The following is a 22905-nucleotide window of genomic DNA, read 5'->3' as shown; positions in this document are numbered from 1 at the left end:
TCGCTCCCACACTTGGAATGCATTTCAAGGTGGGAGCGAGCCTGCTCGCGAAGCTTTTAGGCTCTTGGTTTCACAGCGCCGCAATCCTGGCCGAGCCAAACCGCGCGAGTCTCCAGACTGCCCTTCTGATTGATCCCGATCGCATTGAACGTGCCATTGGCCACGGTGGTGAACTCGCGATCACTGAGGAACGTCGCCACCCCGGTGCCCTGCGCTTTCGGGCAGCTGAAGCGGAATTTCCACTGATTGCCCGTGCGATCGGTGATCTGCTGTTTGCAGCCCGATTGCGGGTCTGCCAACGGAATATCGTTGGTCGCCACCTGTTCAGGCGTCAGGCAGGCACGAATGCCTTTTCCGCCAATATTGATCCCATTCTTCTCCAGCGCCGCGCGCTGTTGCGGGGTCATCTGGCCTTGCAGCTGGCCGAGGATCGATTGCACATCCATCGGCTGATCATCGACCTTGACGTTGCTCGATGTCATTTCCCACAGCCCCGGCTGCAGCATCTGCGCCTGCGCAACCATCGGCAATGCCAAACCCAGGCCCAGCGCCAAACCCAGCAGACGAACGTTCATCGAAAAACTCCTGATCAGTAGTGGCCGTTAGACGTCGGCCGATTGCTTCGGTTCATGCACCAATTAAATAGCGACAATCGCGACAGAACATGGTCTGTTAAGCATTGAATCTTCCGGAGCAAGGCTGCCCCATGGATTATTTTGGACCGCACATTTTCGGTTATCTGATCGCCCTGATACACACCCTCGGCTTGATCGCCGCGATTCACGCGGTGCTCACCGTACGCACGGCTCAAGGCTCGATCGCCTGGGCATTGTCGCTGATCTTCATTCCCTACCTCACGCTTATTCCGTACCTGGTGTTCGGCCGCAGCACGTTTGACGGTTACATCAAGGCGCGGCGTCAGGCCAACGAACAGATGCGTCAGGCCATCTCCGAACTGAACTGGCGCCCGTGGGTGGAAGAAGCCCTGACCGCGCGCGCCTCGAATGCCTACGCCTCGTTACGCGCGATGCCCAAACTGGGACGTATGCCTTGTCTGGCGAACAACGAAGTGCAATTGCTGGTAAACGGCACGGCCACATTCGAGGCGATTTTCCAGGCCATCGATCAGGCGAAAGAAGCGGTGCTGATCCAGTTTTTCATCATTCACGATGATCGACTCGGCCAGCGTCTGCGCGACCTGCTGCTGAAGAAGGCCGCCGAAGGCGTATCGATTCATCTGCTTTACGACCGCATCGGCAGCCACGCCCTGCCCCACAGCTATGTGCAGACGCTGCGCGATGCCGGCGTCGAGGTGAAAGCCTTCGCCACGCGCAGCGGCTGGCTCAATCGCTTTCAGGTCAACTTCCGCAACCACCGCAAGATCGTCGTGGTCGATGGCGTGGTGGGATTCGTCGGCGGGCATAACGTTGGCGATGAATACATGGGCGAAAAACCACCGCTGGCACCGTGGCGCGATACCCATGTGAAGGTGCGCGGCCCGGTGGTCGCGTGCATGCAGGAATCCTTTGCCGAAGACTGGTTCTGGGCCGCACGCACGCTGCCGCCGCTGATCCTGCCCGACGAATACCCGGATGACGGCGTGCTCTGCCAACTGCTGGCCAGCGGCCCGGCCGACGCCTATGAAACCTGTTCACTGTTCTTTGTCGAAGCCATCCACGCGGCAACCGAACGAGTGTGGATCACCAGCCCATATTTCATCCCCGACGAGGCTGTGTTCGCCGCACTGAGATTGGCGGTGTTGCGCGGCGTCGATGTGCGTCTGCTGCTACCCTCGCGACCCGATCACCGCATCGTTTACGCCGCTTCCAGCCTCTATGCATTCGAAGCGGTGCGCGCTGGTGTGCGAGTGTTCCGTTACGAACCCGGTTTCCTGCATCAAAAAGTGGTGTTGATCGACAGCGAAATCAGCGCCATCGGCAGTGCCAATCTGGACAACCGTTCGTTCCGGCTGAATTTTGAAGTGATGCTGCTGACCGTTGACAGTGACTTTGCCGCCCGTGTGGAAACCATGCTCATCGCCGATTTCGAGCAAGCCTACGAAATCGCCAAAGAAGAAAGCCGGGAGATCCACCGCCTGCAACAAGTCGGCATGCGCATCGCCCGGCTAATTTCGCCGATTCTTTGAAACCCTCTCCCAAAGGGAGAGGGAAAGGCTCAAGGGTTGTAGATGTCGTCACGGGTCCATGGCAGTTCATGGCTGCCATCCGGATGCGCCTTCACCGCGAGGATCTGGTGCAAATTGATCCAGCCCCGGGCAAAAGCGTAAGCACAGCCGGCCAGATACAGGCGCCAGATGCGCAGTGCCTGATCCGGCACCAGTTTGCCCGCGGCCTCAAGGTTGTCCTCCAGGCGCTCGCTCCAGTGATCCAGCGTGCGCGCGTAGTGCAGGCGCAGGCTTTCAACGTCGACAATTTCCAGGCCCGCCTCGCTGATCTCCGCCGAGATCATCGACAAGTGCGGCAACTCGCCGTTGGGGAACACGTACTTCTCAATGAAATCCCCGGCTCCGCGTCCCACCGGACGGCCATCGGTGTGTTTGGCGGTGATGCCGTGGTTCATCACCAGACCGCCCTCCTTCACCGCGCCGAACAGGGTTTTACAGTACTCGGCGAGATTGGCGTGGCCGACGTGCTCGAACATGCCGACACTGACCACTTTATCGAAACGCCCGTCCTGAGGCAGATCTCGATAGTCGAGCAGTTGCAGTTCGATCTGGTCTTCCAGACCTTCGGCCTTGACCCGCTCACGCGCCAGTTCCAGTTGTTCCTTGCTCAGCGTGATACCAAACACTTTGGCGCCGAATTCCCGCGCGGCGTAACGTGCCAGACCACCCCAGCCGCAGCCGACATCCAGCAGATAATCGCCAGGCTGCAGACGCAGCTTGCGGCATAAATGGCGGAATTTGGCTTGTTGCGCCTGCTCCAGGGTTTCGCTGCCCGTTTCGAAATACGCACAGGAATACGCCATGTCGCTGTCCAGCCAGAGCTGGTAGAACGCGTTGGACAAGTCGTAGTGATAGGAGATGGCTTTGGCGTCGGTTTCCTTGTCGTGCAAGGCCCGCACCGGCTGGTTGTCGTCATCGTCACCGAGCAAGGCGTTGCTCAATTCGTCGCAGACCCGGATGACCTCGCTGATCGAGCCCTCCAGTTCCAGTTTGCCTTCAACGAATGCCGCTCCGAGCGCATCAAGGCTTGGGTGGGTGAACTGGGTGACCATCTGCGGGTCCTTGACCACGATGGTGACGCTGGGCGTCGGCCCCAGATTGAACTCATGGCCGTCCCAGAGTCGCAGGCGAAGCGGTAGCTGCAGATTCTGTAAGGCCGGTGGAAGTTGCGCAAGCATGGAAAATCCCCCTTGTTTCAGACGTCAGATCTGAGGGTAGACCATCCCGGAAAAATAGCAGGCTATCGATTTGATTAGCCGTATCTATCGTTGCAGACGCTCCAGCAAACCGTCCTGAACCCACTGTTTCAACCAGCTAACAGCTTGAAGTGGCGCGCCCTCACCATAAATGACTGCTAACTCTGCGCACAGTTCGGAGAAATTCCAGCCGCCGTCGAGCAGGCCATTGAGGGCTGTAGCTTCGGCTGGATCGAGACTGCGGTAATTGCAGATCAGTTCGCTGCGCCAGATCAGACAGGTCTGGGGGATTTCGAGCGTTGTGCTGTCAGGGAATTCGGATTCTTCTTTCACCGAACGCCATAGCGCAAGGCTGTTGAAGCGGCATTCCAGCCACTGCAGCGAAGGCGTCGGCTTCACCCGCAGCTCAGGCCACTCCTCTGCGGCCAGCATCGCCATTGATTCGAGCGTCAATGGCTGACCCGCAGGCGCATCGAACGCCAGCGTAAATGCCCATTCAAGCGAGGCCAGTTCGGCCAGTGGCGCGCTTTGTTCCGGCACCAGATGCTCGCGAATGAAGCCTGCGAAACCTTTGCCCAGCCAGCGCAGGCTGTAATGCCCGGACGGGTACTGGCGGAGATAAGAACTGGCGAGCCGATCGAATTCGTCGTCACCCATCCAGTGCAAGATCGCCACGAAGTCATTGCGCAGGACTTCGAGAAGACGGGCCCTGTAGGCATTGTGATAGATCGCCAGTCCTGTGCCGACATCCAGCGTCGGGCCACCGATCAGGCTTTTGCCCAGGATCAGATTCGCCGTAGCGTCGTCGTCGAGCAGAAACGACTCGAACGCCAGTTGCCATTCTTTCAGGCGCATTGCTGCCTCCCGGCCAAGACCTTGTCACCCAGCTCACGTGCCTTTTGCAACTCAGCGAGCAGTGCTTCGAAAGGTGGAAAATGGTCGTCGCGTTCCAGCAATGTGGCCACCGGGCCGAAGTGTTCCAGTGTGCGTTGATAGAGCGCCCAGACCGGATCGCTCACCGGATGGTCGTGAGTGTCGATCACGTAATCGCCGTAGTCACTGTGCCCCGCCAGATGCAATTGGCGGACTTTGTCGACGGGCAGGCTGCGAATGAACGCCCACGGGTCGAAGCCGTGGTTGCGCGAGCTGACATAGACATTGTTCACATCCAGCAGCAACTCGCAGCCGCTGATCCGGCTAAGCAAAGCCAGAAACTCCCACTCGCTGAAGTCATCCGAGACAGCACGCACGTAACTGGAGACATTCTCCAGCACCAACGGACGCTGCAGGGTGTCCTGCACCTGCCTCACCCGGCCGGCAATGTAATCCAGGCTTTCTTCGGTGTATGGCAGTGGCAGCAGATCATGTAACTGATGGGCATTGCCACGGCTCCAGCACAGATGATCGGAGATCCATGCAGGTCGGACCCGATCGGCCAGTTGCTTGAGTTGTTTGAGATAGTCCGGATCGAGGGCATGCGGGCCGCCGATGGACAGGGATACACCATGCATCACCAGCGGATAGCGCTCGGCGATGGCGTCGAGGTAATACAGGGCTTTGCCGCCCTGCACCATGAAGTTTTCCGAGACCACTTCGAACCAGTCGACATTCGGCGACTGCTCGAGGATCTGCTGGTAGTAAGCGCTACGCAGTCCGAGGCCGTAACCCAGGAAAGGTACAGAAGCTGACATAAGCGGACTCCTGATAAAAGTGGCCGCAGTGGCGCAAACCACTGCGGCGACACTAACCGGTCAGTTATTCGCCAACCTTGCCACCGGCTTTTTCGCAAGCCGCCTGAGTCATCGCCTTGAAGCCCTGACCTTTGCACGAACCCAGGCCTTTGCACGCGTGGTCTTTGGTTTTGCAGTCGTTCTGGCCCTTGCAGCCATTCACGCCATAGCAGTGAACGTTGGCATCAGCGGCCATCGCGTTGGTGGCAACACCGGCAAACAGGGTAGCGGCGGCCAAAGCGAGAGCGGCACCAGCAGCAGCGGTCTTGATGGTCATTTTTCTTATCCTCGGTAATCGTCAGGGGTGTCGGCTGGAAGGTTTGTTCAGTCCCGACATAGCACTAGAGAGAGCGCCCCCGACGGCGTTACAGAAGATCAAAAATAATGTTCAACGGTCTTCCTTGAGCTTCAATAACGGCTCCTGAAAGCGCAGCAACCGCCCAGCATTACCCAGTACCAGCAGCGTGCTGAGGTTGTGCAGCAGCGCGGCGATCATCGCCCCGGCAGCGCCGAGCCAGCCGAACGCAGCGAACACGACGATGGCCAGCGTCCAGCCCAGACCAATGATCACGTTGACCTGCAACGTCCTGCGGCACTGACGACTGAGGCGCACGCACGTGCCGAGGCGGCGCAGGTCGCTGCCGATCAAAACTATGTCTGCCGAGGCGAGCGCGATGTCCGCGCCACCCGCGCCCATCGCCACACCGACAACGCCCGCCTTGAGCGCGAGCGAATCATTGATGCCGTCACCAACCACCATAGGACGGAAGCCGTTGTCGATTTCCTTGAGCACGCGATTGAGTTTGTCTTCGGGCAACGCCTGGGCTTCGACCTCGTGCAAACCAACATCCTTGGCCAGCGACTGCGCCACGCTCTGGCGATCGCCCGTGAGCAACAGCTGTCGACCCAGACCCAGTTCACGCAATTCATTGAGGGCAAAGCGCGCTTCCGGTTTGACGCTGTCAGCCAGCAGCAGCCAGGCCAGAAACTCACCGTTCAGTGCCAGGCCGGCGATGGGGCCGTCATGATCGGGAACCGTTGTCGTAATAATGCCGAGTTGTGCGAACAACTCCGGGCGGCCGAGCGCCGCTTCGCCCTGCCCGGTCATGGCCACGACCCCAAGTCCCTGACGCTCGTGGATATCACTCAAGGGTAGGCACTGATCTTGAGTGACCAACCCTGCGAGCGCACGACTGACCGGGTGGCTGCTCGCCGCCCCGAGGCTGGCGGCGAGCGCCATGAGGGTGGACGACTCTGCGCGCGGGTTGTCGATCGACTGCAAGCGCAAGGTGCCGTAAGTCAGCGTGCCGGTCTTGTCGACCACCAGCGAAGTCAGGTCCGCCAGTTCCTCGAGAAATGCTGAACTACGGATAAGAATCCCATGCCGTGCCGCCACTGCCACACCGGCAATTGCTGTCGCCGGGGCAGACAACACCAACGCGCAGGGACACGCGGCTACCAACACGGCGAGCATTGCCTGAGCATCATTGGTGATGAACCAGGTCACCGCCGCCAGCAACAACACCAGCACCATGTAGCTGCCGGCGTAACGTTCAAGCAAACGCGTGATCGGCGGCTTCGAGCGCTCGGCGTTCTGCATCAGCGCGATGACCTTGCCGAGGGTCGACTCATCGCCGGTTCGCGTCACTTCGATGCGCAACAGGCCGTCGAGGTTGATCGCGCCGCCGAATACGCTCATTCCGACGCCCGCCTCGACCGGCACTGATTCGCCGGTAATCGAAGCGGTGTCGAGGCTGGCCTGGCCAGACAGGATTCGCCCATCTGCCGGCACCCGATCACCGGCTCGCACCTCAACGGTGTCGCCTGCTTTCAACGTTCCGTTGTCCACTTCGATGATCGCGCCATCCGCCTGCACCTTGCGCGCATGGCTGCGGGTCAGTTGGCCGAGGGCGTGAATCGCTTCCTGCGACCCGATAACGCTACGCTCTTCCAGCACATGGCCGAAGATCATGATGATCGGCAATAACGCCGCCGTCAGCAGATCACCGGTTGCCCATGCGCCAAGCATCGCCAAGGCAATCAGTTGATCGGTAATGCCGTGCAGACTCGGATAACGCAGGCTGTACCACGCCGAACGCATGACCGGCACGGCGACCAATAAAGAAGCAAAACCCAACAGCAACTGGCTGACACCGGTTTGCTCTGGCACCAGCCAGCGCCAGATCAAACCAAGACCCAGCAGGCCCAGCGCAAGCATGGCCAAGGTCAGTTGCCGGGCAGCGCGGCGTTGTTCAGCCGAGGACAACAAGCTCGGTGCAGCGGTCGTCGCGGTCATTTACTGGCTCCCTGAATGATCAGGCGGGAATCGTCTTTTGGGTCGACCGTGGTCACGGATCCCGCCTGACCAAGAATCTTCGGCATGCGCTCGCGATACAGGCGCAGGAGCATTTGCGGGTCGGTGCTGCTGGCCAGACTTGATACCGTGGCGGTGTCGGCAGACGCTTTGGCGAGGCGTTCCCCGGCCTGTGCATGAGCGACTTGCAACGTGCGGTCGGCTTGTTCGTTGGCGGTCTGCGTGAGTTTCTCGGCGTCGGTGCGTGCGTTGGCCACGGCTTTGTCAGCTTGCTGACTGGCCGTCAAAACCGCATTGAAAGCACTGACCGCCGGATCGGGCAGACTCGATTGCACATCGACCCGCGCCACCTCGATGCCGATGCCCTGCCCGCTCGCCTTCAACTCGGCCAAGCGTTTGTTGATGCCCTGTACCAGATCACCGCGCAACCGCTCACGACGTTCGGCAGCCTGATTGTCGGCGCCGATCAACTCCGGTCGAGCGACCAGAATAGTGTCCAGATCTCGCGCGGCCGTCAGTGCCACAGCGCTGCGGGTGACCAATCGATCCAGCGCCGGCAGCACATGATCGGCCTGCAAGACGAAGTCATAAGGGTCGGTGACTTTGTAAAATACCCGCACATCCAGTTGCACCACACCGGCATCACCGGTCAATAAATAACCAGAACCGGCCAGTGCATCGCTGAGGGGTGTTGCGAAAGATGCGACCCGATCAGCCTTGAGCGCCTCGTCGCTGCGCAGCAGATTGTCGACGCGACGCTCAATAACCCGATCGGCTGCCGGCAACAGAATCACTTGTTCGAATGGCTGTGGCCAGGCCAACAAAAGTCCGGCGTTGTGGATGCGATCCAGCGCGCCGAAGTGCAAAACCACCGCGCGATTCTGCGGATCGATTTGCCGCACATTGGAAACCGCCCACGCCAAAGCGGCCAGTACCGTCACCGCATACAAAGCAAAAAATGCCAAACGCCCAGCCTGAATCCACGGACTGTTCGGCGCATGTGTTCCACGTGGAACTTCTTCACTCATGGCTGCGATCCGGATTTGCTGTCGAGTGTCGGCGGGCCGTCAACCAACACGCGGAATGGCGCGGCGTCGGTGCGTAGAATCAGTTTGGTGTCTGGCGTGACGATGGTGCCAAGGGTGTCCAGCGAACGCAGCAAGTTGTACAGCTGCGGCGAACTGGCGTAGGCACGGCCATAGATCTGTGCGGCTTCGACGCGAGATTGCGCTTCGATTTCTGCCGCTTTCACCGTGGCGTCAGCCTGCACAATTCGCGCATCGCGCTCGGCGGCGGAACGAATTTGCGCGGCTTCGCGCTTGCCGATCGCCGTACGCTCGGTGGCAATTGTTTCACGCTCGGCGCGCATGCGATCGACCGTGGCGGTGAGCGTCACCGACGGCAAGGTCAAACGCTCAATGCCGACTTGCACGACACGCACGCCATAGGTCGCGAGCAATTGCTGATCGATCTGCTGGCGCAACTGCGCTTCGAAGTCGGCGATGCGCACCTGACTGGCGTCGGTGTTGACCAGATTTGCCAGATCGAAACTGCTGGCTGTGGTTTCCAGTGCCGAGCCGACAAAGGTACGAATCTGCCGCGCAGCCTCATCCGGCTGGTTCTGCACGGCGCGCATGAATCGCTGCACGTTGTCCGGATCACCCTGAACCTGCCACGCCACGTAGGCCTGGACGATGATGCGCAAACCGTCACGCGTGCCGACATCCTGCAAGCCGCTGGACGTCGTGCGCAGCCGCAGATCCACCGGAATCGCTGCTTCGAACGGCGCCGGCCAACGCCAGCTCAAACCCGGATCCAGCAACACCCGCGACGGATTACCGAAACGGGTGATAACCGTGGCTTCACCGGAGCGCACTTGCACCAGGCTCGCCGCCGCGATAGCGAACGCCACCAGCAACACGGCCCAGCCCATGCGTCGCCACGGAAACGGCCCCGCCTCCTCCGGCACACCGTGGTGATGGTGATGTCCGCCGTGGTCGTGATCGTGGCCGCTGTGATCATGCGGTTCGTGCGTGTGCGACTGGCTCAATGGGCGACTCCTGGTTGAGCGGTGGTGCGCGCGGGCGTCGGGTCAGCCGGCAGCGAGAAGGTACGCAGGTCGATGGTCGGCGCATTGCTGCTGCCACCCAGACGATGATCGAGTACCAGCAATTTGGCTTTGCTCAAACCTTGGCTGAGCTGGCCGAGGTATTGCTCGAGCACGAAGGCCTGCCCGGCACTGGCATAGGCTTTTTGCTCGGCGCTGAATCTCAGGTCCGCCGCTTGCGCCGTGGCACTGGTTTCCCGCGCATTGGCGCTGGCCTGATCGCGAGCAAGGCTGGCCTGCAACTGCGCCTGATTACTCGCTTCAGCCGCTGCGCCACGCTCGCGGGAGATCAACGCTTGCGCGCCGATCTGCGCGGCTTGCACGCTGTGATAGGCATTGGCGGCACCGGCCGGCGGGTGAATGGCTTCGACGACCGTGGCGAGAATTTCCACGCCACTGTTGAGCTTGTGCAAATCGCTTTGCACCGCACGCCCAATCTCTTCGCCCAGGCCTACCCGGTCTGCACCGAGCAAACCGTCGAGCGTGCGCGAGGCAAAGTCGTGCACCAGAATCCGGCTGGCGGTGCTGCGAATCAGCGTCGGCACATCGGCGCTGTTATAAGTCGCGGCCAGCGCGGCTTGATCGCTCAGGCCGATGCGATAGACGAAGCGTACGTCCATGTTGACGATCTGGAAGCTCTGCTGATCGCCACGGCTGCTGGCGATGACCTGCGACTTGTCGTTGACGTGACTGGCGTCCCACAAACGATTAGCGGTGAAGGGCGCCGGGCCTTCAGCAGGATCGGCTTGCAGTGGCGCAGGATTCTCGCCAACGCTGGTTGCCAATTCATGCACCACGCCGTTTTCAACGATCAAAACGCGCCCCAGCGGCCACGGCAAACCTGTGTGCAATCCCGGGCCGAACACCTGCACCGGTTCGCCGAAACGCTCATAAATGCCTCGGCCTTGCAGGGGGACTTCATGAATGCCGGTCAGCAACCAACCCACGGCCGCAACCAACGCCAGCACCGGCAGAAACGCCCGGCGCATGTAGCTGAACGCCCAGATCTGCCGCAGATCGATGCCAAAACGGTTGTGCAATTCATGCTGCAATGCGAGTAACGGCTGGGGCGGCCAACGCAGCATATCGGCGACAAAACTGCGCGCCAGCAAGGTGGGTTCAAGTTGCTCGCGGCGGGGACTGAAAATCGAAAGAACGGCGCGCAATAGCAGCTCAATCGCGACCAATCCCGGCAATATTCCCAGCAGAACGGCGACGCGAACCGGCCAAACGGCGTTCTCGCTCGCGAACAGCAAGCACAGCGCCGCAAGCACCAGCGTGATGATCGCCACACGCGTCAGTTGTGCCAATGAGCCCGCTTCCGGCCATTGCGCGGGATTTTCCTGTGCAAGTTGTCGCTCCAGCACCAGTAAGCCGAACGCCAGTAACAATGTCAGCGTCGCGCCCACAGTTGCGGATACACCGACGGCCGCGGCAGGCAAGGCGAGGTTCCACACCGGGTCGATGCTTAACACCACCAGCAGCGCCCAGCCGCCCAACCACAGGGTCGCCGCACCGATCTGGCCGAGCAGATGCAAACTGCGCTGGCTCAAGCGATCCAATAATCGCTCGTACCAGCCCTGCGGCGCCGACTCTTCGTCCACAGCAACCATCGTCACCGCGCCAGGATTGATCGCCCGCGCGCGCCATTGCGTCACCCACCAAGCCGATTGGAACCCGGCAACCAGCACCAGCAGCGCCGCGCTCTGATTGATCAGCAACGGCAACCATAATGATTGCGGAACAAACAGGCCGACAAAAAACGCCAGTATCCACCCTGCCCCGGCCAATCCGCCGAGGCCGATCGCCCAACGTCGCAAGCGTCGGCTCTGCACGGCCGCCTGTTGAAAGCGCGGCAGTCCGGTCACTTGCGTGCCATCCACCTCCAGATCGACTTGCATATCACCCCAAATTCAATGGTTCGCTGTTCATATCGTTACGATATAACGAAAAGCGTGAAATATTCGTACACAATTACCCGTATTCAAAGATGCCCAACCTGTCGCTTGCCTGAAGCCTTGACCGAAATGTCCGCAAACGCACATATTACGTTCGTAATTTTTATCCAGAACTACTTTTAGCGATCCGCATCCATCAATCAGGAGCAAGCGCATGAGCAACTATGACGTAGTGATTCTGGGCGGCGGCCCCGGTGGTTATAACGCGGCGATCCGCGCCGGCCAGTTGGGCCTCAAGGCCGCCTGCGTGGAAGGTCGCGCGACCCTCGGCGGCACCTGTCTGAACGTCGGTTGCATGCCGTCCAAAGCCCTGTTGCATGCCTCGGAACTGTATGACGCGGCGATGGGAGCGGAATTCGCCAACCTTGGCATTGAGGTCAAACCGACGCTGAACCTCGCGCAAATGATGAAGCAGAAAGACGAAAGCGTGGCCGGCCTGACCAAAGGCATCGAATTTCTCTTTCGCAAAAACAAGGTCGACTGGATCAAAGGCTGGGGCCACATCGACGGCCCCGGCAAAGTCGCGGTGACTGACGCTCAGGGCAACAAAGTGGGGCTGACTGCCAAGGACATCATCATCGCCACCGGTTCCGAGCCCACTCCCCTGCCCGGCGTCGAGATCGATAACAAACGCATCCTCGATTCGACCGGTGCGCTTGCACTGAGCGAAGTGCCAAAACATCTGGTGGTGATTGGTGCTGGCGTGATCGGCCTGGAACTGGGCTCGGTGTGGCGGCGACTGGGGGCTCAGGTAACCGTGGTCGAATACCTCGACCGCATCTGCCCCGGCGTCGATGGCGAGGCCGGTAGAACCCTGCAACGCTCACTGAGCAAACAGGGCATCGCCTTCAAATTGAGTTCGAAAGTCACCAGCGCCACGTCTTCCGCCAACGGCGTACAGCTCAGCGTCGAGCCTGCTGCGGGTGGCACAGCTGAACTGCTCGAAGCCGATTACGTGCTGGTAGCCATCGGTCGCCGCCCGTACACCCAAGGCCTGGGCCTGGAAAACGTCGGCCTCAGCACCGACAAACGCGGCATGCTCGCCAACAAACAGCATCGCACCGAAGCCCCTGGCGTCTGGGTGATCGGCGACGTGACGTCCGGGCCAATGCTCGCGCACAAGGCCGAAGACGAAGCGATGGCCTGCGTCGAGCAGATCCACGGCAAGGCTGGCGAAGTTAACTACGACCTGATCCCCAACGTGATCTACACCCGACCCGAGCTGGCCAGCGTCGGCAAGACCGAAGAGCAGCTCAAGGCCGAGGGCCGCGCCTATAAGGTCGGCAAGTTCCCGTTCACCGCCAACAGCCGGGCGAAGATCAACCATGAGACCGAGGGTTTTGCCAAAGTCCTCGCCGACGAACGCACGGATGAAGTACTTGGCGTGCATCTGGTGGGACCGAGCGTCAGTGAAATGATTGGCGAGTTTTGTGTGGCGATGGAGTTCAGTGCGTCGGCCGAGGACATTGCGTTGACGTGCCATCCGCATCCAACGCGGTCAGAGGCGTTGCGCCAGGCGGCAATGAATGTCGAGGGGATGGCAACGCAGATGTAGGTTTCGGAATTTTTATTGGCGGACCCACCGCATTCGCGAGCAGGCTCGCTCCCACATTCGACCGCAGTCTTCCAGAAGGAACGCGGTCAACGGTGGGAGCGAGCCTGCTCGCGAATGCGGGCCACCCGGGCTAAAGCGGAAGATGTCCAAGCGGCAACGCCCCCGGCGTCTTCACCGTGTGAATGGCAAAGTTGCTGCGAATATCGCTGACCCCGGGCAACTTCAACAGGCAGCCGCTGAGAAAGCGGTCATACGCACGCAAGTCCGGCACCACCACTTGCAGCAAAAAATCCGACTCCCCCGACACCAGAAACGCGGAAATCACTTCCGGTAACGCGGTCACGGCTTTGTAGAACGCCCCGGCCTGCTCGTCGTTATGGCGCTCGACCTTGACCCCGACAAACACCGTCAACCCCAGCCCGACTTCATCACGATCGAGATTGGCCTGATAGCCGCGGATCACTCCAGCCTCTTCCAGCATCCGCACGCGGCGTAGACACGGCGAGGCCGACAGGCCGATTTCGTCCGCCAGTTCGACATTGCTCAGGCGTCCATTGCGTTGCAGGGCCGCGAGGATCTTGCGGTCGAAGGCATCGAGTTTCATCTTTGGCAGATTCCGCTAGTCATGGCGCTTGAAACCAGCAGGTTATGCCAATCCGTCGAGCTTTTGAAGCTGACTTCGCAAGCACCTGCCCTGCCCCTCGGCCATAGACTGACGGTCACCGAATCGACAACGAAAGGGGTGCAGCGTGGCAAATCTCTGGCTGTTTTTCCTCGCATTGGCGGTGGTTTATCTATTGCCCGGGCCGGACATGATCCTGCTCCTGCAAACCGGTGCCCGGCAGGGACGCGGTGCGGCACTGGCCACTGCCATCGGTCTGGGCATTGCCCGTGGCTGTCACGTGGCATTGGCCGCGTTGGGACTGGCGGCACTCTTCAAAGCCGCGCCGTGGACGTTCGACGTGGTGCGCCTGGCTGGCGCGGCGTATCTGTTGTGGATCGGAATTCAATGCCTGCGCAGCACACTGCTGCCGAACCTGACGACGGGCGATGTGGCCAACACGCACGGGCAATGGCGCGAAGCAATCCGTCGCGGTTTGCTGACCAACCTGCTCAACCCGAAAGCATTGCTGTTCTGCTCGGTACTGTTGCCGCAGTTCATCGTCACCGACGGTGCTCCGGTGCTGAGCCAATTCGCCGTGCTCGGCGCACTTCTGGTCGGCATCGGGCTGCTGTTCGACAGCGCCTACGCCCTCACCGGCGCCGCGCTGGGCCGTTGGCTGCAACACAGTCCAACGGCCCAACGCGTACAACAATGGCTGTTCGGCAGCCTGTTGATCGGTTTTGCGGTGCGCTTGACTTTCGTCCAGCAGGCTTAGTCTTTGCGTGCCTTGCGCTGGCGGCGGCCGATCAGCAACAACGCAGCAGCCGTGACCAAAACAATGGCGCCGACCTGCACCGGCCACTTGTACGGCCGCAGTGATGAACGCACGGCATCAGTGATCTGGGTAACGTAACGCTTGTCGGCGTTTTCGAAATCCGGGTACGGGCACTGATTGCCGAAATCCACCGCCCACGGCACGAACGGGCCTTCCTTGATATAGCGCTGATACAGCGCACTCTGATCCTCCAGGCTGCTGTTCCAGCCGGCGGCGTTGCACAGCACGGCGGCAAACGCCTGACTGGTGTGCGGCAGGTTATCGGCGGCGCGACCGGCCAATGCGGTGGCGACAAAACGATAGTGGTAACGCTGATCCGGCTGCGCGGTGCTGGCCTGCTGACGTTTGACTTCCGCTTCGGACACCAGCGGACCGACTTTCAGCTCAACATTTTCCAGACTGTAGTTGCCACCGAACGTGGCGTAGTCCGGCGCCATCTCATAACCGAGAATATCCATGCCCCACTCGCGGGCCGTCCACGCGGCGTTATACAGCGCGCTGGCGCGTTTCGTCGGCCACCACGCGGCATCGGCCTTCAGCCGTTGCTCGCCGTAGAGTCGAGCCTTGTTCTGCAGATCGGGATTGTCAAAGTAGGCAACCGCGTCCGCGTAATGCCCTTCGCGCAACAGTCGCCGGCCGAGCAGATTGCGCAGGCTGGCGGCGACCGGCAGCGGCACGTAGTTATCGCGCTCCTGCTGAGTCAATGCGGGCGGCGCCGGCACGTTATCGTCGACGTATTTTTTCAGCTCCTCGACCGTCAGCACACGCTCGGCGACGGTGGCGGCATCAAACCAATAGGTGCTGTTGCTGCGATACAACTGCACGAACGCTTGCAGATATTCGCCGCGTTGCAACGCGAGGATCGCGCTTTCGCCCTCGACCCGGCATTTCGGCTGCAGGCTTTCGTAAGCCCAGTCCGGTGTGCGGCGATAACCCCAATCTTCTTTCTGCGGGAAGGCCTGCGCAGCTTTCGAATAGGCAGCAGCGGCAGCATTTTTATCACCGTCACGCACCGCCAGTTTCGCCCGCAGCCACCACGCCAGCCCGCCGTCGCCAGCGTTTTCGAGGAAAGCCTTGGCGCCGGCGTAATCGCCTTGTTGATAACTCATTGCCGCCAGACGATCGGCGTTTTCCAGGCTGCCACGGGTGCTGTTTTGCAGCAGCTTCACCAGTTTCTTCTCGTTCGGCGGTTCGTCGCCGAACGACCAGCCCTGGCGGCTGACCAGCGATGCAGTCACCAGTTGCTGCACGGATGGGTGCTGGAGCAACTCGGCCAGTTCGGCCTCGGGCAACTCCGCCAGTTCGTTCATCAACTGTTTGAGCGAGGTGTAACCCACGGCGGAACCGTGCAGATTCTGCGCTTCATACAATTCAATGGCGCCGTTCCAGTCGCCGGCGGCACGGACAACACGCGCCTCTTCGCCAAGACTGGCAACCCCCAGCTCCAGCGGATCGCTGAAACCGTCAATGCTCAGTTGACGGGCCTGCCGGAACGCATCACGCGAGCGCTCCAGCGCCACGACCGCATCCCCGGCCTCACTGCTCATGGCGAACAACGTCCGCCCGAGAGAATACGCAGCCCACGTGCTGCGCAACGGACGCTGATCCGCCGGCAGCGCCAGCAGCTTGTTGAAATATTCAACGGCGAGTTGATGATCGCCGGTGGCAAACGCCACCGCGCCGGCCACGTACAAACGGATTTCCGCCGGCAGACTGGCGCCCTGCACTTCGACTTGCCGGGCATCAGTCAACTCGCGCAACTGCTTGACCAGCGCTTGCTGGTCGACACTCAGGCCGGCCTGCTCGGCTTTTTCGCGCGCCTCGGCGGCCGCGTTTTCATCACCGTACAGGTCGTCGGGATTGTGCGTCGCAGCGGTGACGTTCTTCAGCCCGGCGATGGCTTTGCCGAGGCGATTGAGTTCGAAGTTGAAGTTGCCCTCCGGCAGATCCGCCAGGGTCTGCCCGCGATTGTCGAGCAGGCGCATCGGGAAGTCCGGGCCGCAGGCCAGCGCCGAACCCAGCGGCAGGCAGAGGCTCAAGCAGAGCAGATGGCGGGGCCAGTTACGGGTCAACATGAGAACCTCCTTGATCAATATTTGCGCAACGCGCCCAACCGATGGCACGTTGTCCGCCCGCCGGCAAGCGGCCGTCGCGCAGGCGGGTGAAGGTAAGCAGATCCGGGCTTTGTTGCAACGAGTAACCGGCGAGTGCATCAGCACCTTCACAGCTTTGCGCCTGCAGCGTGATGCGCGCCGGCCAGACACTGTCGAGATTGCCGGGGTTGTCGAGTTTGATGTCGTAGAGACCGTTGTGTTCGCTGACCGTCACGCCGAGCTGACTGACGAGTTGCTCGCCACGGGCAACCGCACGCAGGGTGGTCAGGCTCCAGGCGCGGCGGTCGTTGACCAGCGGCAGGCGAAACCAGATCAACCCGGCCAGATGCGCCGGCGGGTCCTCGCGCAAGGCCTTGCCGAGTTGGCTCAATTGCAGTGGATCGGCGAGCAGTTCCCGACGCTCGCCACCGCGCTCAAGTTGCACTTCGCTTTCCACCACGGGTGCACCGCCGTCATCCGGCAACAGCGCGACACCGTACGCCGGCAGCGCCAGATAAAATGGCTTGTCAGTGATTCGCGCCCAGGCCTTGGCCCATTGCAACGCCTGATCAGAATCGAACAATCCTCGACGCGGATTGCTGACCGCGTGGACTTGCAGCACGCTGCTGTCGACGGTTTGCAGGAGCATTGGCAATTGCGCACTGCCGAGCCAGGCCGGAAGTGCGGTAATGCTCAATGGCAGGGACGTCGGCAATGCCGAGCGCAAATGTTTGAGAAATTGCGCGTAGGCCGGCAAACGTGCGTTACCGGCATCGTGATCAATCTCGACGCCGCTCAATACAAGGCCTTGCGCCTGCCAATCGGCAAGCACCTGAAGAATCTGCGTGGTGACTTGATCCTGGTCCAGCGCCTTCAGCTGGCCATCGAGACGAATCACCGCGATCAACGGACGGCCGTCGGCTTTCAACAACGGCGCATCGATCCGGGCGCGACTCCACCCTGCGTTTGGAAAGGCCTGCAGCGCGAGCACGCGCAGCGTCGAGAAGTCGTCGTGGCTGTCACGGAGCGCCAATTCATGGGCCGGCGTCCATTGACGTTGCCAGATGTAGAGTTGCTGATCGAGAGGGAGCGCGTCCTGCTGCTTGCAAGCAGACAGCACCATCAAAACAAACAGACTGACGATAAACCGCATACCTTCCACATCCCTGAACCACAAGGCTGCAAGGTTACACAAAACCCTGCCGGCCTCGCTCCCACAAGTCGCAATCAGGAAGTGACTTCAGTAGACGCGACGGTAGCTCGCGACGTCCTCAGGCGTTGTACCAGCGCGGTACCGCGTCTGCGCATAGGCATTTCAATGAAGCGATAATTCAGTTCGCTGAGCAATACGATCAGGACGCATGCACACAGCAAAGTGACGATCGGGTGCCCGGCCGGGCTCGGCAGGCCTGCACCCTGCAAACGGAAAATCACTTCGCGTATCAGGAAATACACCGGAATGTGGATCAGGTAGATCCCGTAGGAACGATTGCCCACCCACGCCATCACCCGCTGCAAACGTCCGGGTGGCATCAGATAATCTCTGTTGTAAGACGCGATCCATACCAGCACTGCACTGAGGATGGCGATAGCGCCGATGCGATAGGGTGCCGAGGTGAACCGGTCGGTGCCCAGGTAACTCAGCAGCAGCCCGATAATCACCAGCACTGAAATCCCGGCCCACGGGCGGCACAGAAACGTTGGTTGCCAGCGTTGGTAACTCGGTTGAACACTCCACATTGCCAACAACACACCGAGGGCAAGCGCGTCGGTTCGTACACTCATCAACAGCGACGAACGCGCCATGAAGAGTTGCACCGCAACCAGCGCCAGCAGCACCCACACCAGGTGTTTGCGACAGAGCAGAATCAGCAGCGGAAACAGCAAGTAGAACTGCTCCTCCAGCGCCAGACTCCAGTAGACGAAACTGCTGCCGTACTCGTAATGAAAGATCGCATCGGCAAAGCGGAAATTGGCGTACTGAAATACCCCCGCAAGCGTGGCCTGCACGTTGGCTTGCACCGTGCCGAAGGCCCCAGAGCGGTTAAAGAACACACACAACAGCAGCATCAGTGCCAGCCACAACCACGCCGATGGCAGCAGGCGAAAGGCGCGACGCAACCAGAAGTTACGCGTCTGCTCCCAGTACTCCTGACGGTTGCTGCAACGGCGCAGCGCAGGAATCAGACTGCGAGCAATGACGAACCCGGAAATCGCGAAGAAAAGATCCACCCCCCACCACAACCCCACCCAGTCACGCAGGACTGCGAGCAGCGGCACGGGGTCGCTGAACAGACCTTGCAAGTGATGAAACACCACCCCAAGCACTGCAAAGGCGCGCAGTACTTCGATATCCATGATTCGCTTACTGATCATTTGGTCCCCCCCGCATCCAGCGGTTTACGGGCAATGATCACCTGACTCTTGGGCATGAACTGGTCGAGGATCTGTTTGATCGCCAGCCCGTCAGGCCGGTCAAGCATCTCTTCCCAGGTTCTGGCCCAGCCGCCCATCAAATGCGGGAACGGTGCCTGAATGCGATCACGCACCGCACCACCCGGATCTTTGCCGGCAGCCTTTTCGCTGGCCCAGAAGAAAATCATCCCCATCACCCAGAAGAACCCGGTGGCTTGCCGATGTTCGATGACCAGCCCGGCATCCTCGATCATCGCCTCGAAGCGCTCCGGGGTGAAAATCTGTACATGGTTGGGTGACTGGTAATAACTCTGAGGGGCGATGCCTTTCTGCAAATGCTCGCCAACCGGCGCTGGCACACTGAGCAGATACAACGCACCGGGCCGGCCCATACGCGCCAGTTCGGCCATGAACGGCTCGGGCTCGTCGACGTGTTCCAACACCTCCATGCACACCACTCGGCTCGCGCAGCCATCGGCCAATGGCAATGGCAAGCTGTTGCTGACCAGTCCCAGACTCGGCTTGGTGCTGCGCGCTTCAACCTGGCGGGCCAGCTCGCTCACCTTGTCGTGCTCGCTGTCGGTGAAGATCACGGAAGCGCCCTGGCGTATCGCAAACAACGTCGCGGCCCCCTCGCCACAACCGACGTCGAGCAAGGTGTCTTCAGGCGTTATGGCGAAGCCCTTGAGCAATTCACCACTGTCATTGAGAAACCAGCCGTCGAGGACCGCATCACGTAAACCGACATCGCGTGGCGACCAGGTGAACAACGGTTCCGGCTCAGATTCAGGCGGCAGTTCAACCACCGGTTCGTTGACCGGTTCAACGGCTTGCGGCGCTTGCGGCTCGGCTAAAAATCGCTGGAACAATCGACGGATCATGCTCCAGCAACCTCCGTTGCAAGTTCGGCGTGCCGCTCGAACAACTGCGCGAAAAATGCCTGCAAGCGCTGCTCGGCCACGGCTTGACTGCAAAACCCCTGGAGGCTTTCCACAGCCTGCGCCGACATGTGCGCATAACGTTGCGGATCGTTTTTGGCCACCTCGTAGCTGGCTCGATAAGCCGCACAGATCGACGCCCAATTGGCCGCGTAACGCAGTGTCCGGTAAGCCGAGCGCGGATCGTGCGGCCAGGCCGTAAATTCCTCGGTCGACGAGATCAGGAACGCATTATCGGCGTGCAGATAATCGATCATCGCTGTCGTGCACGGTGCGACTGCCGGTTTGCCACAGGACATGAATTCCATCAGCGGCAGGCACTGGCCCTCGCCGTAGGACGTGTTGACGACGTAACGGGTCGCCTGTACCAGCCGTTCGTAATCCGCGTCCGCCAGATAACCGTAGACCAGCACGACGCGGCAGCGATAAGGCTGGTTTTTGTACAGATGATGAAGAATGTCAGTGAGCGCTTCTTCGGCATCGTGGTGCGTGAGTTTGAGCACCAGCGTTGCGTCGTCGTTGTCACGGAAAGTCGTACAGAAGGCACTGATCATGTCCTCCCAGTTCTTGCGGCCGTCGCGAGGGTTGAACACCGAGGTGTACACCACACCTTCAAGCAACAACGTCTGCTCGGTGACAGGCGCCAGGAAATCGATGCCCGGGCCACGGCGCAAATGCACAGGGCCGAAGGCATCCAGATCGATTTCGCGACTGTCGACCACCAGCCCTTTGATCGTCAAACGCACCGGATCGACCACAGGTTGCCCCTGCAACTGAACGCCCCGCGCGGCAAATCGATCCCAGACCGGGGCCGGTACGGCGACAATCGGGTAATCGGCAGTCATCGCGTCGCGCACCGCATCGACTGTGTAAGTGGAGTGAGTGATCGCGGCACCGCAGGCAGCGAGTACCGTGCGCCAGTCGTTCAACGGATCGCCGGCAAACGGTTCGTTGGGGATGGTGCTGAACTCCCAGGCGAAGACCGGCAACGTCGGGCAGGCCAGATGTACCGGGGTGCGGTGCGGTGGCGAAAACGAGAGAAACACGCAAGGCTCGCCACGGGACTGGCAGTCGGCGTACAACGCGTCGACTTCGGTGTTCGGCTCCAGGACCTCGATCACCCGCCCGAGGCGTTCCAGCACCGGCCGGTATTCCTTGAGCACAAAGAAATAGCTGTATTCGGAACGCCCGAGGTTGCGGCTGATGGTGTGCTGGTTGGTTTCGGAATGAATGATGATCAGCATGAGGCGTTATCCGTAACCGGGGCAACGTTGCCAGCCTGTGATGCCAGCCCGAAAAAATCTTCCACACGCTTTTGCAGAGCCGCTTGCGCGCAGTAATCGCGCATGCGTTCGGCTACTGCCAGCGACATGCGCTGATAATCCTGTGGTTGTGTCTTGGCCATCCGGTAGCTGTTTTCGTAGGCCTTTTTCAACGACCCCCAGTCCGGTCGATGACGGTGTGCGCGAAACAGCATTCGCGGGTCATGGGGCCAGGTGCACGCCTCTACGCTGGAGCCGACCACGAACGCCACAGATGCGTCGATGTAATCTTGCATCGCCGTGTGATCGGGAGCGATCACCGGTTTGCCGCACGCCATGAACTCCATCAACGGCAAGCACAGCCCTTCACAATGCGAAGCGTTGACGTAAAAACTCGCCGCCTGATAAAGCCGCGCATATTCAGCATCGTCCAGATAGCCGTGAATCATCACGACCCGGCAGGAAAACGGTGCCAATTGCGCCAGCGGCGTCATCAGATGTGCGTAGACGGTCTCCAGATCGCTCTGAGTAAATTTCATCACCAGTGTGGCGTCGGGGGTGTCACGAAACGCTGCGCAAAAAGCCGTCAGGATCTGTAGCCAGTTCTTGCGCCCGTCCTCGGGGCGGAACACCGTCACGTAAACCACACCGTCCACGCGGGTTTGAACCTCTAATGAACTGTCCGGCATGTCTCGCGGCGGCGGTTGGACCGTCACAGGCACCGGCTGCGGGCCGGCGATATTGGGCAGACGTTTGCCGAGCCAGTCATGCAAAGTCTCTGGAACCAGGTCGCGAACGCCTTCCCAGTACCAGTTCTGCAGAAACCTCACGCGTGGCACTGGCGGTTCCTGCTGATGGCCCACATTCAGTAGCCACAACCGCCAGTAATGCCGGGCAATCACGAAGCGCCGCTTCAAGGTCAGCGGCGGTGGCCGTGAGGCTTCCAGGCGGGCTTCGATTTCGGCCAGTTCTTCAGGCGCAATAGGCTTCGGCAGCAGGTTATCCGGGTGCAGGTTCATCTGGCGGGAATCAAAGATGCAACCTTTGACCGTCAAGGTCGCCCCCGCATTGACCGCTGCACTGACAGCCTGTTCGCGAATCGCTGCAAAGCGTTCCCACAGGGGTGCCGGCAAGACCAACACCGGGAAGTCTTCGCCCATGGAGCGACGGATCGCTCGGGCCGTATGGCTGGACAGCGTGATCACGCGGCCATGTTTGGCCAACATGCGCGTCCAGTCCTGCCGTGGCTCGTCGTTCCACTGTTCATCAGGGATCGAATCGTACTCCCACGCCACAACGCAGACGGTGGGGCACTCCAGATCGATAGGAGTTTTCTGTGGTCGGGTGAACGAGAGGAAAACACTCTCCTGGCCAGCGGCGAGCAGCTGCCGGTAGAGCGGATCGACCTCGGCCACAGCACTCACCACATGGACTCGCCCGAATGTTTCGAGCAACGGGTGATAGGCCCTCAGCACAAAGTAATAACTGGAATCGGGATGCCCCAGATTCTGGCTGATGGTGCGCTCGTTGATGTCCGAGTAAAGAATGAAATTCATGGCATTCCACGATGAAACTGCCATCCCGGCAGCCTCACACTATGACGGCCAGGCGTTGAATCGGATCGATGCCCGTTCTTCGTCTTCGGTTCCGTCTTGTTCTTGTTTTAGTGGTCAGTTTCACCTTTTGACACGACGACTCCGACGAACCCGGCCA

At 60.4% G+C, this 22905-nt stretch carries 19 protein-coding genes; 3 read left to right on the top strand and 16 right to left on the bottom strand.

The window, feature by feature from the left end; genetic code table 11:
- Positions 1-56: 56 nt before the first annotated feature.
- On the bottom strand, positions 57-575 hold the full coding sequence (locus tag L8H52_RS16580; RefSeq protein ID WP_242207900.1) for a DUF3617 domain-containing protein: 519 nt from the start codon (positions 573-575) through the stop codon (positions 57-59).
- Between the two features lie 131 nt (positions 576-706).
- On the opposite strand from L8H52_RS16580, the gene cls reads away from it, so the two are divergent.
- Positions 707-2146 (top strand): cardiolipin synthase, encoded by a 1440-nt coding sequence (gene cls, locus L8H52_RS16575; RefSeq protein ID WP_242207901.1) that lies wholly within the window; start codon positions 707-709, stop codon positions 2144-2146.
- Between the two features lie 29 nt (positions 2147-2175).
- Here the strand turns inward: cls and cfaB are convergent, their stop codons facing one another.
- The 8 genes from cfaB to L8H52_RS16535 all read right to left on the bottom strand — a co-directional run bounded on the left by cfaB (position 2176) and on the right by L8H52_RS16535 (position 11433).
- A complete protein-coding gene (gene cfaB, locus L8H52_RS16570) occupies positions 2176-3363 on the bottom strand; it encodes a C17 cyclopropane fatty acid synthase CfaB (RefSeq protein ID WP_158955426.1) in 1188 nt (395 codons plus the stop codon).
- Between the two features lie 84 nt (positions 3364-3447).
- Positions 3448-4236 (bottom strand): DNA-binding domain-containing protein, encoded by a 789-nt coding sequence (locus L8H52_RS16565; RefSeq protein WP_242207902.1) that lies wholly within the window; start codon positions 4234-4236, stop codon positions 3448-3450.
- Positions 4227-5072 (bottom strand): DUF692 domain-containing protein, encoded by an 846-nt coding sequence (locus L8H52_RS16560; protein ID WP_242207903.1) that lies wholly within the window; start codon positions 5070-5072, stop codon positions 4227-4229. The genes L8H52_RS16565 and L8H52_RS16560 overlap by 10 nt, the downstream gene beginning before the upstream one ends.
- A 64-nt stretch (positions 5073-5136) precedes the next feature.
- Positions 5137-5388: a hypothetical protein gene (locus L8H52_RS16555; RefSeq protein WP_150774640.1), complete on the bottom strand. Its 252-nt coding sequence runs from the start codon at positions 5386-5388 to the stop codon at positions 5137-5139.
- Between the two features lie 111 nt (positions 5389-5499).
- The gene (locus L8H52_RS16550; RefSeq protein WP_242207904.1) at positions 5500-7407 is read right to left on the bottom strand and encodes a heavy metal translocating P-type ATPase; all 1908 of its coding nucleotides are present in this window, start codon (positions 7405-7407) and stop codon (positions 5500-5502) included.
- Complete coding sequence (locus tag L8H52_RS16545) at positions 7404-8453, bottom strand: protease modulator HflK (protein WP_242207905.1); 1050 nt, start codon at positions 8451-8453, stop codon at positions 7404-7406. Before L8H52_RS16545 ends, L8H52_RS16550 begins: the two co-directional genes overlap by 4 nt.
- On the bottom strand, positions 8450-9475 hold the full coding sequence (locus L8H52_RS16540; RefSeq protein ID WP_242207906.1) for a protease modulator HflC: 1026 nt from the start codon (positions 9473-9475) through the stop codon (positions 8450-8452). Before L8H52_RS16540 ends, L8H52_RS16545 begins: the two co-directional genes overlap by 4 nt.
- Complete coding sequence (locus L8H52_RS16535; RefSeq protein WP_242207907.1) at positions 9472-11433, bottom strand: protease modulator HflK; 1962 nt, start codon at positions 11431-11433, stop codon at positions 9472-9474. The genes L8H52_RS16540 and L8H52_RS16535 overlap by 4 nt, the downstream gene beginning before the upstream one ends.
- Before the next feature lie 211 nt (positions 11434-11644).
- On the opposite strand from L8H52_RS16535, the gene lpdA reads away from it, so the two are divergent.
- Positions 11645-13045 (top strand): dihydrolipoyl dehydrogenase, encoded by a 1401-nt coding sequence (gene lpdA, locus L8H52_RS16530; RefSeq protein ID WP_242207908.1) that lies wholly within the window; start codon positions 11645-11647, stop codon positions 13043-13045.
- 130 nt (positions 13046-13175) lie between these two features.
- Here the strand turns inward: lpdA and L8H52_RS16525 are convergent, their stop codons facing one another.
- Positions 13176-13649 (bottom strand): Lrp/AsnC family transcriptional regulator, encoded by a 474-nt coding sequence (locus tag L8H52_RS16525; RefSeq protein WP_242207909.1) that lies wholly within the window; start codon positions 13647-13649, stop codon positions 13176-13178.
- A 145-nt stretch (positions 13650-13794) separates the two neighbouring features.
- On the opposite strand from L8H52_RS16525, the gene L8H52_RS16520 reads away from it, so the two are divergent.
- Positions 13795-14424, top strand: coding sequence for a LysE family translocator (locus tag L8H52_RS16520; RefSeq protein WP_242207910.1), 630 nt, complete (start codon positions 13795-13797; stop codon positions 14422-14424).
- On the opposite strand, the gene L8H52_RS16515 is transcribed toward L8H52_RS16520, so the two are convergent.
- The 6 genes from L8H52_RS16515 to L8H52_RS16490 all read right to left on the bottom strand — a co-directional run bounded on the left by L8H52_RS16515 (position 14421) and on the right by L8H52_RS16490 (position 22748).
- Positions 14421-16559 carry a hypothetical protein gene (locus tag L8H52_RS16515; RefSeq protein ID WP_242207911.1) on the bottom strand — a complete coding sequence of 713 codons (2139 nt, stop codon included), beginning with the start codon at positions 16557-16559 and terminating at the stop codon, positions 14421-14423. The genes L8H52_RS16520 and L8H52_RS16515 overlap by 4 nt on opposite strands.
- Entirely contained in the window at positions 16546-17730 is a 1185-nt protein-coding gene (locus L8H52_RS16510; protein ID WP_242207912.1) for a DUF3142 domain-containing protein, read from the bottom strand. Before L8H52_RS16510 ends, L8H52_RS16515 begins: the two co-directional genes overlap by 14 nt.
- A gap of 74 nt (positions 17731-17804) precedes the next feature.
- On the bottom strand, positions 17805-18953 hold the full coding sequence (locus L8H52_RS16505; RefSeq protein ID WP_242207913.1) for an acyltransferase: 1149 nt from the start codon (positions 18951-18953) through the stop codon (positions 17805-17807).
- Positions 18950-19873 (bottom strand): class I SAM-dependent methyltransferase, encoded by a 924-nt coding sequence (locus L8H52_RS16500; RefSeq protein ID WP_242207914.1) that lies wholly within the window; start codon positions 19871-19873, stop codon positions 18950-18952. The genes L8H52_RS16505 and L8H52_RS16500 overlap by 4 nt, the downstream gene beginning before the upstream one ends.
- Positions 19870-21174, bottom strand: coding sequence for a glycosyltransferase (locus L8H52_RS16495; protein ID WP_242207915.1), 1305 nt, complete (start codon positions 21172-21174; stop codon positions 19870-19872). The genes L8H52_RS16500 and L8H52_RS16495 overlap by 4 nt, the downstream gene beginning before the upstream one ends.
- Positions 21168-22748 carry a glycosyltransferase gene (locus tag L8H52_RS16490; protein ID WP_242207916.1) on the bottom strand — a complete coding sequence of 527 codons (1581 nt, stop codon included), beginning with the start codon at positions 22746-22748 and terminating at the stop codon, positions 21168-21170. Before L8H52_RS16490 ends, L8H52_RS16495 begins: the two co-directional genes overlap by 7 nt.
- Positions 22749-22905 lie beyond the last annotated feature (157 nt).

The sequence above is a fragment of the Pseudomonas sp. CROZ-RG-20F-R04-15 genome, from assembly GCF_022662375.1.
Taxonomy (GTDB): Bacteria; Pseudomonadota; Gammaproteobacteria; order Pseudomonadales; family Pseudomonadaceae; genus Aquipseudomonas.
The sequence above is the reverse complement of the archived record's forward strand: the minus strand, read 5'-3'. Positions and strand labels throughout refer to the sequence as shown.

Excerpts from the sequence above, each read along its gene's own strand:
- L8H52_RS16580 (WP_242207900.1), bottom strand. The coding sequence starts at position 575 with ATGAACGTTCGTCTGCTGGGTTTGGCGCTGGGCCTGGGTTTGGCATTG.
- cls (WP_242207901.1), top strand. The coding sequence starts at position 707 with ATGGATTATTTTGGACCGCACATTTTCGGTTATCTGATCGCCCTGATA.
- cfaB (WP_158955426.1), bottom strand. The coding sequence starts at position 3,363 with ATGCTTGCGCAACTTCCACCGGCCTTACAGAATCTGCAGCTACCGCTT.
- L8H52_RS16565 (WP_242207902.1), bottom strand. The coding sequence starts at position 4,236 with ATGCGCCTGAAAGAATGGCAACTGGCGTTCGAGTCGTTTCTGCTCGAC.
- L8H52_RS16560 (WP_242207903.1), bottom strand. The coding sequence starts at position 5,072 with ATGTCAGCTTCTGTACCTTTCCTGGGTTACGGCCTCGGACTGCGTAGC.
- L8H52_RS16555 (WP_150774640.1), bottom strand. The coding sequence starts at position 5,388 with ATGACCATCAAGACCGCTGCTGCTGGTGCCGCTCTCGCTTTGGCCGCC.
- L8H52_RS16550 (WP_242207904.1), bottom strand. The coding sequence starts at position 7,407 with ATGACCGCGACGACCGCTGCACCGAGCTTGTTGTCCTCGGCTGAACAA.
- L8H52_RS16545 (WP_242207905.1), bottom strand. The coding sequence starts at position 8,453 with ATGAGTGAAGAAGTTCCACGTGGAACACATGCGCCGAACAGTCCGTGG.
- L8H52_RS16535 (WP_242207907.1), bottom strand. The coding sequence starts at position 11,433 with ATGCAAGTCGATCTGGAGGTGGATGGCACGCAAGTGACCGGACTGCCG.
- lpdA (WP_242207908.1), top strand. The coding sequence starts at position 11,645 with ATGAGCAACTATGACGTAGTGATTCTGGGCGGCGGCCCCGGTGGTTAT.
- L8H52_RS16525 (WP_242207909.1), bottom strand. The coding sequence starts at position 13,649 with ATGAAACTCGATGCCTTCGACCGCAAGATCCTCGCGGCCCTGCAACGC.
- L8H52_RS16515 (WP_242207911.1), bottom strand. The coding sequence starts at position 16,559 with ATGTTGACCCGTAACTGGCCCCGCCATCTGCTCTGCTTGAGCCTCTGC.
- L8H52_RS16510 (WP_242207912.1), bottom strand. The coding sequence starts at position 17,730 with ATGCGGTTTATCGTCAGTCTGTTTGTTTTGATGGTGCTGTCTGCTTGC.
- L8H52_RS16505 (WP_242207913.1), bottom strand. The coding sequence starts at position 18,953 with ATGATCAGTAAGCGAATCATGGATATCGAAGTACTGCGCGCCTTTGCA.
- L8H52_RS16500 (WP_242207914.1), bottom strand. The coding sequence starts at position 19,873 with ATGATCCGTCGATTGTTCCAGCGATTTTTAGCCGAGCCGCAAGCGCCG.
- L8H52_RS16495 (WP_242207915.1), bottom strand. The coding sequence starts at position 21,174 with ATGCTGATCATCATTCATTCCGAAACCAACCAGCACACCATCAGCCGC.
- L8H52_RS16490 (WP_242207916.1), bottom strand. The coding sequence starts at position 22,748 with ATGAATTTCATTCTTTACTCGGACATCAACGAGCGCACCATCAGCCAG.